This window comes from Nostoc sp. UHCC 0870 (genome assembly GCF_022063185.1).
In the GTDB taxonomy this organism is placed as follows: Bacteria; Cyanobacteriota; Cyanobacteriia; order Cyanobacteriales; family Nostocaceae; genus Trichormus.
The window spans coordinates 5,613,684-5,629,499 of sequence record NZ_CP091913.1 but is presented as its reverse complement, the minus strand read 5'-3'; the positions used below and the strand labels follow the sequence as shown (position 1 = coordinate 5,629,499).

Below are 15,816 nucleotides of genomic sequence, written 5' to 3'. Positions count from 1 at the left end.
CAAATAGCCCATGCTTTATAATTCAAAATTCAAAATTCAAAATTCAAAATTCAAAATTAAATACACTCAGCACCGGCTAAACGCCGCGCTACCGCTAACAGCACTCACCACTCACCACTCACCACTATTTAAGATTCTCGAAGTACATAACCTACGCCGCGCACTGTTTGAATAAGGCGTTTTTGACCTTCATCTTCGATTTTTAAACGTAAGTAGCGAATATAAACTTCTATAACGTTAGATTCTCCCATAAAGTCATAACCCCAGACATTTTCTAAAATTTGTTCACGGGTTAAGACTTCACGAGGATGTTCCATTAAAAATTTTAAGAGTTCAAATTCCTTCATGGTCAGGTCAACGATTCGACCGTTGTAAATCGCACGACGGGTAGCTAAGTCTAAAACCATATCCCCAAAACGCAACTGTTCTGTAGTCTCAACATCAGGTTTGAGGTAGAGGCGAATTAACTTTAAAAAGTCTTCTGCGCGATAGGGTTTGAGGATGTAATCATCAGCACCAGCTTCTAGACAAGCTACCCGATCATCTACTGTATCCCTGGCCATGAGTATGAGGACTGGCGATCGCATTCCAGCGTTCCTCAGATTTTTGCACAGTGCTAGTCCTGATTCACCTGCAAGCATTCGGTCGAGAACCACTAAAGCAGGTTGGCGATCGTGATAAGATTGCAAACCACTAGTTGCATCATTTGCTAAAACCGCCTCATAGCCAGCTTCTTGCAAATCAAACGATAGCTGATTAGCTAGGCTATCATCCGTTTCAATGACCAAAACACAAGGACTTTGAGCAGGTGTCATAACCTTTTGGGACTAGGGATTGGGGACAAATCAATTCAAAATTCAAAATTCAAAATTCAAAATTCAAAATTAAATAACTCCTGGGGATTGGGGATTGGGGATAAAAACTATTGACTAAGGTAATTCTACCGAAGCAGGTTTGGCAATATGAGGTAGACCCCAACCTAATTTTTCGCGCAGGATGCGGAAAAATTCGGGTGGTTGTAGGCGGATGAATTTGACGGTGTAGTGCGATCGCTCCAAATATACTCGATCCTCTGGGAAAATGTAGCAACCGCCATTACCATCCACTACCATGACTAAGCGAGGAATATTGACTGGATAGATATTAACTGGTTCTGTGTCTGGAAACACTAAAGCCCTAGAAGCCAACGAGTGGGGACAAATAGGTACTAACTGCAATACAGGTACGCCAGGCGCAACAACAGGGCCACCAGCACTTAAAGAATAAGCGGTAGAACCCGTTGGTGTAGAAACAATTACCCCATCAGCAGCAATATCAACTGGCGCATGACGACCTATCGCAATTTCAAAATGACACATCGAGGTTAATGGTTCTCGATGTAACACCATTTCATTTAAGCACAATGATTCCCAAAGCACAGACTCCCCTCGTAGGACTTTAACAGTGAGCATGGCACGTTCTTCGATTTCATACTCACCAGCCATTACCTGTTCTATTGCTTGGGGCAATTGATTCAGGTATGCTTCCGTTAAAAAGCCCATGTGACCGGTATTCACCGCTAAAATGGGAACACCGCAGGGAGCAACTTGACGCGAAGCTGCTAAAACAGTGCCGTCCCCCCCTAGGACTATGGCAAACTTCATTTCTGACTCAAATCCAGGGGGTGTCAGACCATCAATAGGGGTGTGGCAGACAGGACTTTCAGGATTAGAATAGCCCAATATGCCACCGACACTTGATGTAATACATACATCCCAACCGGCTGCGGTTAGCTTGTCTTTCAATTCGGTAGCCACACGAACGGCTACCGGTTTAACGTCATTGTAGATAATGCCTGCTTTCGGCACACTCAAATATCCAAATAATAGGCGATGCTTTTTCTTTTGTAATCCTTACACATTTTGGATCACGAGTCATTAGTCTAGAGTTAAAAGTCAAAAGTCAACAGCTAAAAGACTGATATTCTGCACTTTCTCTATTGAAAATAGGTGATAGGTGACAGGTGATAGGTGACAGGGGAGGAAAGGGGAAAAGGAAGCAAGAAGCATAATGACTTCACTACGCAACGCTACCGCGAACGACCTAGAAGTACAATTCCCAATTCCCAATTCCCAATAACTATTGATTATTGACTATTGACTTTTTTAAACGGAGTCTTTTTAGATTTCTGCTTTTTAGTTTTTTCGTAGTCTAGCTCTTTGAGCTTTTTCATAATACGGTTGAAATACTCTTGGAGATAGCCTTCTAAAGTAGTTGTCTGTTCTTGTTCTAATCCAAATACTGTATATACTTCATCCATTGGCGCATTTAAAGCCTTACCACTGGCCAATACTTCTGTAAACGCTAATCTATCTGCTACATTCAATCCCCACTGAAAGAAGCGTGCAATTCCGCGCACAGTACGCAGCAGGTTGATTGGCATTCGTCTGACTTTGGCTTCTTTGTTAGACAAGCGTTCACAAAGGTTGATAATTTCCTCTGCACTCCAAGCACGAGTTCCTACCACTGGGAAAGCTTGTTTTTCGGTTTCTGGTACACTCAAGGCACGCACCGCAAACTTGGCGATATCTTGAGTGTCCATGTAAGCGACGGGTGAAGAATTGCCCGTTACCCAAACGGGTTGCCCTTCTAAAATAGGTATGCCATACTGACTGATTAACCCTTGCATGAAGCCGGCTAATCGTAAGATTGTGTAATTTATTCCAGATTCGGCTAAAAATAGTTCAGTACACCGCTTAATCTCCATGAGTGGGACTTCTGGGTACTTATCGGCATCAAGAATAGAAAAGAATATAAAACGTTCTACACCCGCAGCCTTTGCCGCTTGGATTAAGGCTACCTGACCTTGCCAGTCTACCTGTTTAATAGTCAGTGAATCTGTAGCACGGGAAGTGGCAGCATCAATAACTGCTGTAACCCCTTCTAATGCGCCTGTGAGGGTTTCGGGGCGACACAAATCTCCTTTGACAAGTTCTGCACCCCATTCTTTTAAAAAAGCAGCTCTTTTAGCACTGCGAACCAGACAGCGTACTTTATATCCCTCATCGATCGCCCGACGAGCCACTTGTCTTCCTAAAGTGCCTGTAGCACCCACTATTAATAAGGTCATGAGGGTATTAACAAATTTTAAACTTTTATGAAAAGAATCTTAACAGAATTATATCTGTAAACAAAAGTTTACTTCTTTTTAAGGAAAACGTCATTGATACGTACAAAATAGACAAAACAGCGTTGTCCGGTTGACGGACACGCTATTTTCCTGGGGACAGTAAAGCTTTTTGTCTCTCGCCAACCGTCCTCTAGGGGGATTATTCTTCTGAACCTTGGATTTTCAGCAATAAAGCACCCAAAGCCCAACCCACGAAGATTAGACCGAAAGATAAGATAGCTGCGTTGAACATTTCGCCGCTCATTGATGTATTCTCCTTTGCGAATGGTGGATCTGTAGATTCTTATTTTTGAGTTGTTTCAGTAGACTAGATTTGACGACTCAAATCTAAATCCTTGCTAATCTTACGACTTAGGTAGACTCAGATAAACTATGTCTTCCAGAAGCTCTGTAACGGCTACGGTAGGATTAGACCTGTGTAAATAATTCTAAACCAGTTTGATGGACAATCTCTCATATGGGGGTTGCGGACTGGGGTAAAAGTTTTCAAACTAGCAACTTGGTTTATTAGTAAAAATATGTATCAAATTAATCAATATCAAACAGTAAAATTACTAGGCAAAAAACCTCTGCGTTTAGCGATAACTTTGGGAGATCCAGCCGGAATTGGCGCGGAGGTAATTTTAAAAGCTTTGGCAGATCCAGAAGTTGGTCAAAACTGCGATTTAACTGTGATTGGTAATCGGGATTTGCTGGTACAGATATATAAAAAACTAACAGCGATTGAGAAGTTAACACCTTTAGCAAATCCTGATGAATTAAATGTTGTCGATGTGACTTTAGATACAGAGATTGAGGGAAAAATTATTTTAGGGACTGGAAATGCAGCCAGTGGTGCGGCGAGTTTTGCTTATATGGAATATGCGATCGCAGAAACTATATCTGGTAACTTTGATGGTATTGTTACAGCCCCCATCGCTAAATCTGCGTGGAAAGCCGCAGGTTATAATTACCCAGGACAAACGGAACTTTTAGCTGAAAAGTCTGGTGTTGCAAGATTTGGGATGTTATTTGTAGCGCGATCGCCTTATACTGGTTGGACACTCCGCACTTTATTGGCTACTACCCATATTCCCCTGTGTCAAGTAGCTGAAACACTGACACCAGAGTTGTTAACCACAAAATTAGATTTATTGGTGGAGTGTTTAAAGCAAGATTTTGGGCTAACTAGTGGGAGAATTGCGATCGCAGGTTTAAATCCCCACAGTGGCGAACAAGGACAATTGGGAACGGAAGAACAGGATTGGTTAATCCCGTGGTTGGAGTCAGAACGGCAAAAACGCCCTAATTTTCAGATAGAAGGGCCGATTCCCCCTGATACAATGTGGGTTAAGCCTGGTCAAGCTTGGTATGGTAATTCTCACGGACAAAATCCCGCCGATGCTTATTTGGCACTTTATCACGACCAAGGTTTAATTCCCGTCAAGCTAATGGCGTTTGACCGTGCTGTGAATACTTCCATTGGTTTACCCTTTGTTCGCACTTCCCCCGACCACGGAACAGCATTTGATATCGCAGGTAAGGGAATTGCTGATGCTACTAGTATGAAAGCAGCGATTGAGTTAGCGGCTGAGTTGGTTCATCAACGGTTAGGTACTAAAGCATGATGAAATGTATAATCTTTGAGATGTTTCGCTTCGCTCAACATGACAGCTTGAACATTTATGCAAGAGGTCTAATATTAAAATCCTATGGGTGTGTTTGGTTCTATCTTCGCTGGTATTGGTAGTATCTTTTTGATAGTCGGGATAATAATTACGTTAAATACTCGTTCTTTCCTAGCCAAATCTGTAACAACCCAAGGAACAGTCATCGATTTGATCCGGCGTACATCAGGTAGTAGCAGAAGTTCAGTTTACTATCCAGTAGTACAATTTACCTCATCTTCTGGCGATCGCATAATATTTGAAGCTAACTCAGGTAGCAGCCCGCCAGCATTTAAAAAGGATCAGCAAGTAGAAGTGCTATACAATCCTCAACAGCCAAATTCTGCCGTGATTAATTCCTGGGCAGAATTATGGCTTTTACCTGTGATATGTACTGCTATGGGGTCACTTTTTGTCTTGATTGGAGGAATTGCACTAATCAATTCATTCCGGTAAAAATCTAGCTATCAGCTGATTCTTTCCACTTCATCCACAGCTTTAGGAACACCAGCCGTTAACACCTCATTTCCTGTAGGTGTAACTAACACATCATCTTCAATGCGAATCCCAATACCGACCCAACGCCGATCTGTTTCTGGTTGGTCTTCTGCGAGTTTCGTATCTGGGACAATATAAAGTCCAGGTTCAACCGTCAACACTTGGCCTGGTTGCAAAATTTGCGGTTTATCTTCACCATGTTGATACACACCCACATCATGGACATCCAAACCTAACCAATGGCTGGTACGGTGCATATAATACGGTTTGTATTTTTCTTCCTCAATCAGTTTATCCACTTCGCCTTTGAGGATACCCAGTTCTACTAAGCCTTCAGTTAAAACACGCACAGCAGTATCATGAACTAAGTTAAAAGTATTACCTGGTTTTACTTGAGCGATCGCTTGTTTTTGTGCTTCTAAGACAAGTTCATACAATATCTTCTGCTCTGGTGTAAACTTACCACCTACGGGAAATGTCCTGGTAATATCCGAATTGTAATAATCATAAGCACAACCAGCGTCAATTAACAGCAAATCTTGCTCCTGCATCTGGCGATTATTTTCAATGTAATGCAGTACGCAAGCATTTACACCAGAAGCGACAATCGAAGGATAAGCCGGCCCCATTCCACCCCGCAGGCGAAAGATGCGTTCTATCTCGGCTTGGATTTCATACTCATAACGTCCGGGTTTAGTAATGGCCATGGCGTGATTGTGCGCTTCAACGGCAATTAATGCTGCTTGACGCATCATTTCTAATTCCGCTTCACTTTTAACTAATCTCGAACTGTGGAGAATTGGGCCTGTATCTGCAATAGCGATTGGCCCTGTACCCCGCTTGGGATAACTCCGCAATAAACTTTGGTAATGTCCCAGGATTTTATCGTTAAAAGAGCGATCGCGTCCTAAATGATAATAAATGCGATCGGCTTTTTCTAAATACTGGGGTAACTTCTCATCTAGTTCCGTGATGGGATAAGCCTCATCTGCACCATACATTTCCTTGGCTGCGTCTACCCCACAGCGATAACCAGTCCAAACTTCCTTTTCTCTTTCCTTGGGTTGGACAAACAACACAAAGCGATGTTCTTGATGATGGGGTGCTAACACAGCTACCGCTTCCGGTTCGTTAAAGCCAGTCAGGTAGAAAAAATCACTGTCTTGGCGATAGTTATATTCGACATCGTTGTGCATTACGGCCATTGGCGCACTGCGAAAAATGGCTGTACCACTACCAATTTTTGCCATTAACTGCTCACGACGCTGCCGATATTCTAATTGCATAGCTAAATCTAGCGAATTTATAGTATAATTTTACACTTTTAGCAACTACAAACTATAGTTGCTACTAAGTTATTCTAGCTAATCTTGATTTCATCTTCAGCACCGAAATTAAGCAAAGGGGCTTACAAATGTACGGTTCTACCAATGATTCAGTTCAATGAAGGGTAGTTTGAGTTTGCATAACTCTGGTTTATTAAAGAAAGCGGGGTTATAGATTATCAATAATTTAATTTATTAGCTGTATTCATATTATACAAAACAAAATGTATTTCACCTGATTCTTAGATTCATGTTTATTTGTTAATGCCAAACATTTATTTTTTGAAAAAATCATACGTAACCGATATTTGATCAAAAATAATGTAGATAAGAAATTGGTAATTAAATTATGAGTGTATTCAGCTTTATTTTTATGCTATTGCCAGCCGTAAAGCATCTAAAATTGTCTGTTAAACATGACATAAGCAAGAATTTAATATCATCAAATCTTGAAAAAATACATTAAGCCCTACTAAAAGTTATCTAACCATCAAGATGTATGCAAAAGATGATTTTCATCAAAAACAAATGTTTGTTAAAGAAAATAGTTTTTCAGGAAAATGTTATTTAAAGACAGAATTGACTGCCAACAAAGAGTTAAAACTTTGATAGCAACCAGTCATAAAAATACACTATGTCTAGCGCACCAGAATTCAACAACAAAGTGGCTAATGCGTTTGATATATCTTTGCAAAAATCACAGAGCTTGGTAAGTCCTTCTCAATCTCTGTCGGATTTTAATATCACATTACCAAACAATAATAGCTCCTCTTCTGAACCATTACCATTAGATTTAGTTTCCCCATTTCCCAGAACTAGTGTTAACCCAAACCCCAATCCTTACTTAACTAGTGCCGCTATCACACCTGATTTCAATGGTGATGGTAAAGCAGATAAAGTTTGGGTGAACACTCAAACAGGTGAAATTGTCGTCCGTCTAATGGATGGTGCAGCAACTATACAAGAAGCTTCTCTAGGTCAATATGACCTAACCACCTGGAGTTATAAAATTGCTGATTTCAATAATGATGGCAAGACAGACTTCTTGTTGCGTAATAACGCCACAGGAGAAAATGCTGTTGCGCTGATGGATGGTACTAGAGTTGCTAACTTTGTGTATCTAGAGAAAGTTGATGCAGGCTGGGACGCTAAAATTGGCGATTTCAACGGCGATCGCAAAACAGATATCTTCTGGCATAATGCCACCACAGGCCAAAACGCTATTTGGACTATGGATGGTACAACAGTCACAAGTGCCAACGTTCTAGACACAACAGATGTGGGTTGGAATCCTACTATTGTTGATTTCGACGGTAATGGTAAGAGTGATATCTTCTGGCGCAATGATACCACTGGCGAAAACATTACTTGGTTGATGGATGGCGCACAAGCCACCAAATATGATCTGCAAGCACAAGATCCATCTTGGTCTTACACCCTTGGTGATTTCAACGGAGATTTCAAAACTGATATTCTCTGGCGTAACACCAGCACCGGTGAGAACAAGGTTTGGACAATGAATACTCTTCCTGGTATTGGTCCTCTTGTCACCGAAGGCACTCTAAATACACTTGACTCATCATGGAAAGCCAGTATTGGTGATTTCAATGGTGATGGCAAGACAGATATCTTCTGGAACAATGAAACCACCGGCGAGAACACAGCTTGGTTGATGGATGGTACTACTAAGAGCAGTGAAGCTTTCTTACCCAAAGTTTCCGAAACTGGTGCAGTATATAAGCCATTCCTCGGCGATCACAATGGTGACGGTAGAACAGACATCTACTGGCGTGATCAAGCATCAGGTCAAGACGTACTTTGGGTTATGGATGGCACTACAGCCACCGCAACACCTGTAGCCAATTCATTGACTCCAGAATGGTACACTGGCTGATACTCAATTAGGGAATAGGGAATATAGCGGTTCTCACTTTAGTGAGGTACAAGAACCCCACCCCCAACCCCCTCCCCGCTTGCGGGGAGGGGGCTATGATATACCTCATGTGATTAAGAAACGCTGTAAGGAATATTATCTGTTCTATTTACCCCTATTCCCTATTTCCCCACTAGTGAGGTTAAAATCACAGACAAGGTTTCAATCTGAAGTGGAATTATGAAAACTGCGGAAAAGCTGGCTGCTGGTTGGCTATTAACACTCGGATTCACGTTTTTGACCGCCTCTGTCTCTGCGGTAGTGGAAAGAAATACTATGTTCAAACCAATTTCCCCAGGTGAAAATGAGGAGTTGGTGCAGGAGTATTTTAATAGAGAAAGAGCATCTTTATTGAATGCTACTGCTACACAGGGTCTAATTTTTGGTTTACCTACCATGATTTTAGGTTCATGGCTGGGTTGGGGATTGTACCTGCAAAGCAAAAATCAAAAAAAAGCCCTTCAGCAACAATTAAGCGATCGCTTACAATCTACTTTTTATCAAATGATTCAAAATAATGATGGACGCATCACTGTTTTAGGCTTTGCTATGCAGTCACAACTACCTGCAACTGTAGCCAGACAATATTTAGACGAAAAAGCTAAAGAATTCAGCGCAAATTTTAAAGTTAGTGATGAAGGGTCAGTATCATATCATTTTGATGTCTAATCCCCAATTAACTTGACAACTAAGTCTAATGATGCAGATTTTTTTGAGCGTAGCTGCCATTTTAGGCGGTTTGTCAGTGGTGGCTGGTGCTTTCGCTTCCCATGCACTGCGGGAAAGAATTAGTGAGCGATCGCTCGAAATTTTTGATGTCGGCGCACGTTACCAAATGTATCACGCTCTAGCCTTGTTGCTAGTAGCCGTCTTAATTAGCCGTACACCATCGCCGCCAACCACTTTGATAGCTAGTGGCTGGCTTTTTATCGTCGGTATCGCCATTTTTTCTGGCAGTTTGTACGCTCTCAGCTTAACTGGAATAAAAATCTTAGGTGCAATTACACCCTTGGGCGGTGTAGCTTTTATTTTAGGCTGGGGTGCTTTAGCGATCGCCGCTTGGAATTTGAAAATTGGTGTATAAAACCAATTCCCAATCAAAAATTCAGGGTGCGCTAGCCTATGGCATAACACACCCTACTTGTGAATTTTATCAAATAAAGTATAGGCTTACGCCATGAGCGTAAGCCAAAACGTGAAAACCCACCCCTTGTGGGTGGCTGAGTTTAATTGCGAATTGCGAATTGCTGTGACTTTACCCATAACTTTGCCGCTAGTTCAAATTGGAAGGATAAGCTTGCCGTGAGTCCAATCAAGTATAGAAAGCAGGAAAGCACCGGATTTTTTTAGAATAGAGCAGAAGCGGTTAATGCTGGTATTGGATAGGGACTTTCAGCTATCCATCTTTTCTGAGTAACTACTGGAGTATTAGAAGATCCTCCTAACCAGTGAGAACATTGCGAACAATAACCTAAACTGTATTGCCAGTTTAACGTGTCGCGGAAGTCCCCACCTTCAATGTACTCATAAGGTGGGGATAGGGAGCGGGGGATGTTCGCGGAGCGTCACGAAGTGAGGATTGCATCTAGAATTGATTTTTTGCTTATGCAAAAACAAATTCTAGATGTATGACGAATCCCCAATTATTTTATTTTATTTTAGTGATTTACCACAATATATATTTATGTTAGAGTGCAGATATCAAGGAGGTGATGTTGAGTGTTACACAAGGTTGTACAAGTCCGTTTATATCCATCAGTTGAGCAGCAAATTCAATTAGCGCAAGCTTTTGGGTGTGCTAGATGGTGGTGGAACTACGCTCTAAATAAGTCAATTGAAACTTATAAGGAAACGGGGAAAGGACTTAGCCGTGCGGCACTCAACGCATTTTTACCTGCACTAAAAAAAGCCGAAGATACGGTGTGGTTATCTGATTGTTACAGTCAAGTTTTACAGGCTACAACACTGAATCTAACCACTGCGTACAAAAACTTTTTTGCAAAACGTGCTGGATTTCCTAAGTTCAAATCTAAGTTTGGAAAACAGTCTATTCAATATCCTCAAAACGTATTGATTGTAAATGGTGATGTCAAGCTTCCCGGTAATATCGGGATAGTCAAAGCCAAAATACACAGAGCGATTGAGGGGACAATAAAGACTGTTACTGTGAGTAAAACGCCATCAGGGAAATATCTTGCATCTATACTCACTGAGGTAGAAGGAGAAAACCCTGTTGTTTCAGAGGGTAAAATTTACGGCATTGACTTAGGGTTGAAGCACTTCGCTGTTGTAACTGACGGTGTTCATGTTTCTAAATATGATAATCCTAAACACCTTGCAAAGCATGAAAAAAATCTTAAGCGCAAACAGAAAAAATTAGCGCGTAAACAAAAAGGAAGTAAATCAAGAAATAGATATAGAAGAGTTGTTGCCAAGGTGTACGAGCGAATTAGTAATTCGCGGCAAGATTTTCTGCACAAACTTAGTTATAAGTTAGTCAGCGATAGCCAAGCTGTCATAGTAGAGAATCTTCATGTCAAAGGCATGGTTCGTAATCACAAGTTGGCAAAATCAATATCTGATGTGGGATGGGGAACATTCACCAATTTTTTAGCCTATAAGCTAGAACGCAAGGGTGGAAAGTTGGTTGAGATTGATAGATGGTTTCCTAGTTCTAAACTCTGCTCTAATTGTTTCTATCAGATTGGTGAGATGCCGTTGGATGTCCGTGAATGGACTTGTCCTCATTGTGGCACTCATCATGATAGAGATGGAAATGCAGCCATAAATATTAGAGCAGAGGGTATCAGAATGATAAAGGCGGAAGGTTCAGCCGTCTCTGCTGTAGGAGGGGAGGTAAGTCCTGTTCTTGGGCGAAAGTCTAAGTTCAGGCACTCCCCCGCGATTACAGAAGCTCCTAGTTCAGCCGTTCGCGCAGCGTGTCGCAGACAAGGCAACTAGGAGTAGTTCACCCAGAGTAGTTAGCGATCGCAGTGCCATCGCTAGCAAGTTCTCGCTCGTATCAACCCCACTCAACTCAATGCCGGGGGCTTCGGATTATAGAGATAGGCGGATCGCAATTCGCCAATTTTTACATCAATCGATACGCGATGCGACTTGGGGATGGGTAATTGTCCGAATTGGATTGGTGGCAGATCCGTGTTTCTTGAAAGTTATCTCATTTATTCGGACAAATCTCCTGACGCAACTGATCGCGGGTAGCGAGATAATCTTTTAAATGGTTGCAACCCTGCGCCAGTAAATAATCTAAATCCAAACTCCATAACTTAATAGTGTAGTCGTCACTGGCAGAAGCTAAGGTTTTGCCGTCTGGACTAAACGCGACGCTGCTGATTGCATCTTGATGTCCAGTCAGGGAGGTAATTTCTTTTCTCGTCTCTACATCCCACAATTTTATGGTGTTGTCTGAACTAGCAGAAGCTAAGGTTTTGCCGTCGGGACTAAACACAACGCTGCTAACTATATATAGATGTCCAGTTAGAGAGGTAATTTCTTTTCCTGTCTTTAGATTCCACAATTTTATGGTGCTGTCCCCACTCGCAGAAGCTAAAGTTTTGCCGTCTGGACTAAACACGACGCTGCTGACCCAACCTCGATGTCCAGTCAGGGAGGTAATTTCTTTTCTCGTCCTCACATCCCACAATTTTATGGTCTTGTCTGAACTAGCAGAAGCTAAGGTTTTGCCGTCGGGACTAAATAAGACTCTGCTAACTATGTATTGATGTCCAGTTAGGGAGGTAATTTCTTTTCTCGTCCCCATATCCCACAATTTTATGGTGTTGTCATAACTAGTAGAAGCCAAGGTTTTGCCGTCGGGACTAAACACTACACTGGTGACTGTAAGTTGATGTCCAGTTAAGGAGGTAATTTCTTTTCTCGTCTCTACATCCCACAATTTTATGGTGTTGTCTGAACTAGCAGAAGCTAAGGTTTTGCCGTCGGGACTAAACACGACGTTGGTAACTTCACGTTGATGTCCAGTCAGGGAGGTAATTTCTTTTCTCGTCTCTACATCCCACAATTTTATGGTGTTGTCCCAACTAGCAGAAGCTAAGGTTTTGCCGTTGGGACTAAACACGACGCTGCTGACTGTATCTTGATGTCCAGTCAGGGAGGTAATTTCTTTTCTTGTCTTTAGATTCCACAATTTTATGGTGCTGTCCCAACTCGCAGAAGCTAAGGTTTTGCCATTGGGACTAAACATGACACTGGTGACTTCATGTTGATGTCCAGTGAGGGAGGTAATTTCTTTTCTTGTCTTTAGATTCCACAATTTTATGGTTTTGTCATGACTAGCAGAAGCTAAGGTTTTGCCGTCTGGACTAAACATGACGCTCCTGACTTCATGTTGATGTCCAGTTAGAGAGGTAATTTCTTTTCTCGTCTCTACATCCCACAATTTTATGGTCTTGTCCCAACTCGCAGAAGCTAAGGTTTTGCCGTTGGGACTAAACACGACGCTGCTGACTGTATCTTGATGTCCAGTCAGGGAGGTAATTTCTTTTCTCGTCTCTACATCCCACAATTTTATGGTCTTGTCCCAACTCGCAGAAGCTAAGGTTTTGCCGTCGGGACTAAACACAACACTGCTGACATAATTTCGATGTCCAGTGAGGGAAGTAATTTCTTTTCCCGTCTTCACATCCCACAATTTTATGGTCTTGTCCCCACTAGCAGAAGCTAAGGTTTTGCCGTCGGGACTAAACACAACACTGCTGACATAATTTCGATGTCCAGTGAGGGAAGTAATTTCTTTTCCCGTCCCCACATCCCATAATTTTATGGTCTTGTCTCCACTCGCAGAAGCTAAGGTTTTGCCATCGGGACTAAACACGATGCTGCTAACATAACTTTGATGTCCAGTGAGGGAAATAATTTCTTTTCCCATTTCTTTTCCCGTCTTCACATCCCACAATTTTATGGTCTTGTCGTCACTAGCAGAAGCTAAGGTTTTGCCGTCGGGACTAAACACGACGCTGCTAACTTCACGTTGATGCTCCTTTAACTGATTGCGTTCGCGAATGTTTAACAAAATTTCCTGTAAACTAAATAATGGGCTGTAAGCTGGGTAATCAGCCAAAGATTGTTTACCTTTAACTAAGCCTTTCAACTCCCTTCCAGTCCGCATTATTTCTACCAAATTCTCAATTTGCCCTCCTACATAGAACTGGCGCAATGTTCTAACTCCCACTTGTTCTAATCGCGTAGCCGTCAGGGCATTGTTGCGTTGTTCTTCTGCGTTTTTTCGCTGATTTTGCGCTGACTCTTGTTGTTGCTTGGCTATGGTTAATCCAACTACAGCTGTTTGACGTGCTTGTTCTGCTTGTTGACGTTCTTGTTGAGCTAATTGTGCTTGCTGCTGTGCTTGTTGTTGGTCTCTCTGTGCTTGTTTCGCAGCTTTGTTTGCAGATTTCTCTTTTTCTTTTGCGATATTTAATTGTTGGTCTTTTTGCAGCAAATCTTGCTCTTTCTTTTTTACATCCTCAGTCGCTTTTTTAAAATTAGCATTTGCACTTTTTTCGTTGGCTTGTGCTTCTGTTAATGCAGCCTCAGCTTTTTGTTTTTGGTCAGTAACAGATTGCAGTTCTTTATTTGCATTATTTAGTTTTGAAGTAGCTAAACCTTGTTTTTTAATAGCTTCACCTGCCGTTATCAATGCAGCTAACGCACCAATTATCGACAGCGCCAAAAAAACCGAAGCAACAATGCTAATACGAACCTGTCTCTTTGTCTTCCCTTCTGCTTCCGTCAAACGCTGATTAGCTTGTCTCTCTTTCTCCAAAGCTTTATTTTGTCTGACTTCTGCCTCCGCAACCTTTTGATTTAACTCTGCTTCTACACTCGTAGATAAAAATCTATAATCAACATCACTCAAACTTTTCCCACCAGCCCAAACACGAGCAATTTCTAACTCTTCTCCTCGCAACAAACAGGACTCATCCTGGTATCCACTCTCTTGCCAAGCTTTTAAATTATTAGTATAGGGACGTAATTTACCTAGTTCATTCTCAACCCAATTAATATCAAAGACATTCGCATAAATGTTGTTATAAACCCTTAATTTTGTCTGCTGTTCTACTACCACCCCAGTCAAACGTAACCTCATTTGTTCAGGGCTACCATTAATAGCAATTTCACTCTGCTGCAAAATTTGCTGATATAACCCCAACAAAGCTACAGAAATTCCCTCATTAACCAGCACCCTATCCCGAATTGTTTTTAAATGTTCTTCTTTATCCTGAGCTTCCCAATTATCAATAATCCCATTTCTTACCACCCCTTCCACAAACTGCGTAATTGAAAACCTCTCCCCTAAACCCTCCTCAAAGCAAAGAGGGGAATTATCAATGTCTTCCCCTCTTTGTTGTATGGTATTGGTAATAAATTCAAAGCCTCTCTCCTCGTCGGAAAGAAGTTTGGAGGGAGGTTTTTTCAAAGTTAGCTTTAACAAATTACAAACCTTCTGCGTCAATAAAGGTTGTCCCCCTGTCCAAGCCAAAACCTCCTGCATTAAAGCTTGCGGATTCTCTACTTTCCCCTCAAACCCTTTTGACAAAGGTACAACTTCATCTAACTTAAAACCATATAGTTGAATCGCTCTGCCAATATTAAACGGCGTTCTTTCCTCATCTTTAATCAAATCTGAAGGTGTCGCTACACCAAACAACGCAAAATTCAACCGCTTATATTCTGCTTTGAAAGAGCGTCTTTGATAACAGCTTCTAATTAAAGCGAAAAAATCATCAGCAGGAAAGTCTAAACGAAGAATACTATCAATCTCATCTAGAAAAATTACTATATTTTTGTTAATATTTGGCAGTAACAATTCATCAAAGAGTTTCCCCAAACGTCGCACTGGCGAAATTTCGATAGATTTGTCCCACCATACAGCTAAGTCTTCCGGTTCAACAAAATTCAGTTCATTTAATAGACTATCAATAATACTTCCATACCACTGCTCAATGGTAATATCTTGACTACCCAATCCAGAAATATCAATTACACCACAAGCAAAACCATCAGCTTGTAGCTGTTTCATCGTCCGCACCAACAAACTCGTTTTACCCATCTGCCGGGAGTTAAAAACATAACATAGCTCCCCTGCCTTTAATCCATGATAAAGGTCAGAATCCGCTTGTCGTTTCACATAGCTGGGAGCATCTGATTCTAAACTGCCACCAACTTTATACTCGTAGTCTCCCGTCATAATTTAGTTTTGAATAA

Annotated in this window: 12 protein-coding genes; 6 read left to right on the top strand and 6 right to left on the bottom strand. The window is 41.5% G+C overall.

What is annotated here, in order from left to right:
* Nucleotides 1–128 precede the first annotated feature (128 nt).
* The 4 genes from nblR to petM all read right to left on the bottom strand — a co-directional run bounded on the left by nblR (nucleotide 129) and on the right by petM (nucleotide 3,413).
* Entirely contained in the window at nucleotides 129–815 is a 687-nt protein-coding gene (gene nblR / locus L6494_RS23885; protein ID WP_237990212.1) for a response regulator transcription factor NblR, read from the bottom strand.
* A gap of 114 nt (nucleotides 816–929) precedes the next feature.
* A complete protein-coding gene (locus tag L6494_RS23880; protein ID WP_237990211.1) occupies nucleotides 930–1,847 on the bottom strand; it encodes an NAD(+) kinase in 918 nt (305 codons plus the stop codon).
* Nucleotides 1,848–2,125: 278 nt separating this feature from the next.
* Entirely contained in the window at nucleotides 2,126–3,109 is a 984-nt protein-coding gene (locus L6494_RS23875; protein WP_237990210.1) for an SDR family oxidoreductase, read from the bottom strand.
* Nucleotides 3,110–3,308: 199 nt separating this feature from the next.
* Nucleotides 3,309–3,413 (bottom strand): cytochrome b6-f complex subunit PetM, encoded by a 105-nt coding sequence (gene petM, locus L6494_RS23870; RefSeq protein WP_190701790.1) that lies wholly within the window; start codon nucleotides 3,411–3,413, stop codon nucleotides 3,309–3,311.
* A gap of 274 nt (nucleotides 3,414–3,687) precedes the next feature.
* Between petM and pdxA the strand changes: the two genes are divergently transcribed.
* Together pdxA and L6494_RS23860 are read left to right on the top strand one after the other, a co-directional pair.
* A complete protein-coding gene (gene pdxA, locus L6494_RS23865) occupies nucleotides 3,688–4,776 on the top strand; it encodes a 4-hydroxythreonine-4-phosphate dehydrogenase PdxA (protein WP_237990209.1) in 1,089 nt (362 codons plus the stop codon).
* An 84-nt stretch (nucleotides 4,777–4,860) separates the two neighbouring features.
* Entirely contained in the window at nucleotides 4,861–5,271 is a 411-nt protein-coding gene (locus L6494_RS23860) for a DUF3592 domain-containing protein (protein WP_237990208.1), read from the top strand.
* Nucleotides 5,272–5,282: 11 nt separating this feature from the next.
* Here the strand turns inward: L6494_RS23860 and L6494_RS23855 are convergent, their stop codons facing one another.
* Nucleotides 5,283–6,599, bottom strand: a complete 1,317-nt coding sequence (locus L6494_RS23855; protein ID WP_237990207.1) for an aminopeptidase P N-terminal domain-containing protein — start codon at nucleotides 6,597–6,599, stop codon at nucleotides 5,283–5,285.
* Between the two features lie 673 nt (nucleotides 6,600–7,272).
* Between L6494_RS23855 and L6494_RS23850 the strand changes: the two genes are divergently transcribed.
* The 4 genes from L6494_RS23850 (at nucleotide 7,273) to L6494_RS23835 (ending at nucleotide 11,532) form a co-directional block, all read left to right on the top strand.
* Nucleotides 7,273–8,532: an FG-GAP repeat domain-containing protein gene (locus L6494_RS23850; RefSeq protein ID WP_237990206.1), complete on the top strand. Its 1,260-nt coding sequence runs from the start codon at nucleotides 7,273–7,275 to the stop codon at nucleotides 8,530–8,532.
* Nucleotides 8,533–8,751: 219 nt separating this feature from the next.
* Nucleotides 8,752–9,240 carry a hypothetical protein gene (locus L6494_RS23845; RefSeq protein WP_237990205.1) on the top strand — a complete coding sequence of 163 codons (489 nt, stop codon included), beginning with the start codon at nucleotides 8,752–8,754 and terminating at the stop codon, nucleotides 9,238–9,240.
* A gap of 28 nt (nucleotides 9,241–9,268) precedes the next feature.
* Complete coding sequence (locus tag L6494_RS23840) at nucleotides 9,269–9,655, top strand: DUF423 domain-containing protein (RefSeq protein ID WP_190699667.1); 387 nt, start codon at nucleotides 9,269–9,271, stop codon at nucleotides 9,653–9,655.
* 635 nt (nucleotides 9,656–10,290) lie between these two features.
* Nucleotides 10,291–11,532 (top strand): RNA-guided endonuclease InsQ/TnpB family protein, encoded by a 1,242-nt coding sequence (locus L6494_RS23835; RefSeq protein ID WP_237990204.1) that lies wholly within the window; start codon nucleotides 10,291–10,293, stop codon nucleotides 11,530–11,532.
* Between the two features lie 217 nt (nucleotides 11,533–11,749).
* Here L6494_RS23835 and L6494_RS23830 read toward each other — a convergent pair whose 3' ends face one another.
* Nucleotides 11,750–15,799: an AAA-like domain-containing protein gene (locus L6494_RS23830; protein ID WP_237990203.1), complete on the bottom strand. Its 4,050-nt coding sequence runs from the start codon at nucleotides 15,797–15,799 to the stop codon at nucleotides 11,750–11,752.
* Nucleotides 15,800–15,816 lie beyond the last annotated feature (17 nt).

Coding starts and splice junctions, on each gene's coding strand:
- petM (WP_190701790.1), bottom strand. CDS start 3,413: ATGAGCGGCGAAATGTTCAACGCAGCTATCTTATCTTTCGGTCTAATC.
- L6494_RS23875 (WP_237990210.1), bottom strand. CDS start 3,109: ATGACCTTATTAATAGTGGGTGCTACAGGCACTTTAGGAAGACAAGTG.
- L6494_RS23845 (WP_237990205.1), top strand. CDS start 8,752: ATGAAAACTGCGGAAAAGCTGGCTGCTGGTTGGCTATTAACACTCGGA.
- L6494_RS23860 (WP_237990208.1), top strand. CDS start 4,861: ATGGGTGTGTTTGGTTCTATCTTCGCTGGTATTGGTAGTATCTTTTTG.
- L6494_RS23840 (WP_190699667.1), top strand. CDS start 9,269: ATGATGCAGATTTTTTTGAGCGTAGCTGCCATTTTAGGCGGTTTGTCA.
- nblR (WP_237990212.1), bottom strand. CDS start 815: ATGACACCTGCTCAAAGTCCTTGTGTTTTGGTCATTGAAACGGATGAT.
- pdxA (WP_237990209.1), top strand. CDS start 3,688: ATGTATCAAATTAATCAATATCAAACAGTAAAATTACTAGGCAAAAAA.
- L6494_RS23855 (WP_237990207.1), bottom strand. CDS start 6,599: ATGCAATTAGAATATCGGCAGCGTCGTGAGCAGTTAATGGCAAAAATT.
- L6494_RS23830 (WP_237990203.1), bottom strand. CDS start 15,799: ATGACGGGAGACTACGAGTATAAAGTTGGTGGCAGTTTAGAATCAGAT.
- L6494_RS23850 (WP_237990206.1), top strand. CDS start 7,273: ATGTCTAGCGCACCAGAATTCAACAACAAAGTGGCTAATGCGTTTGAT.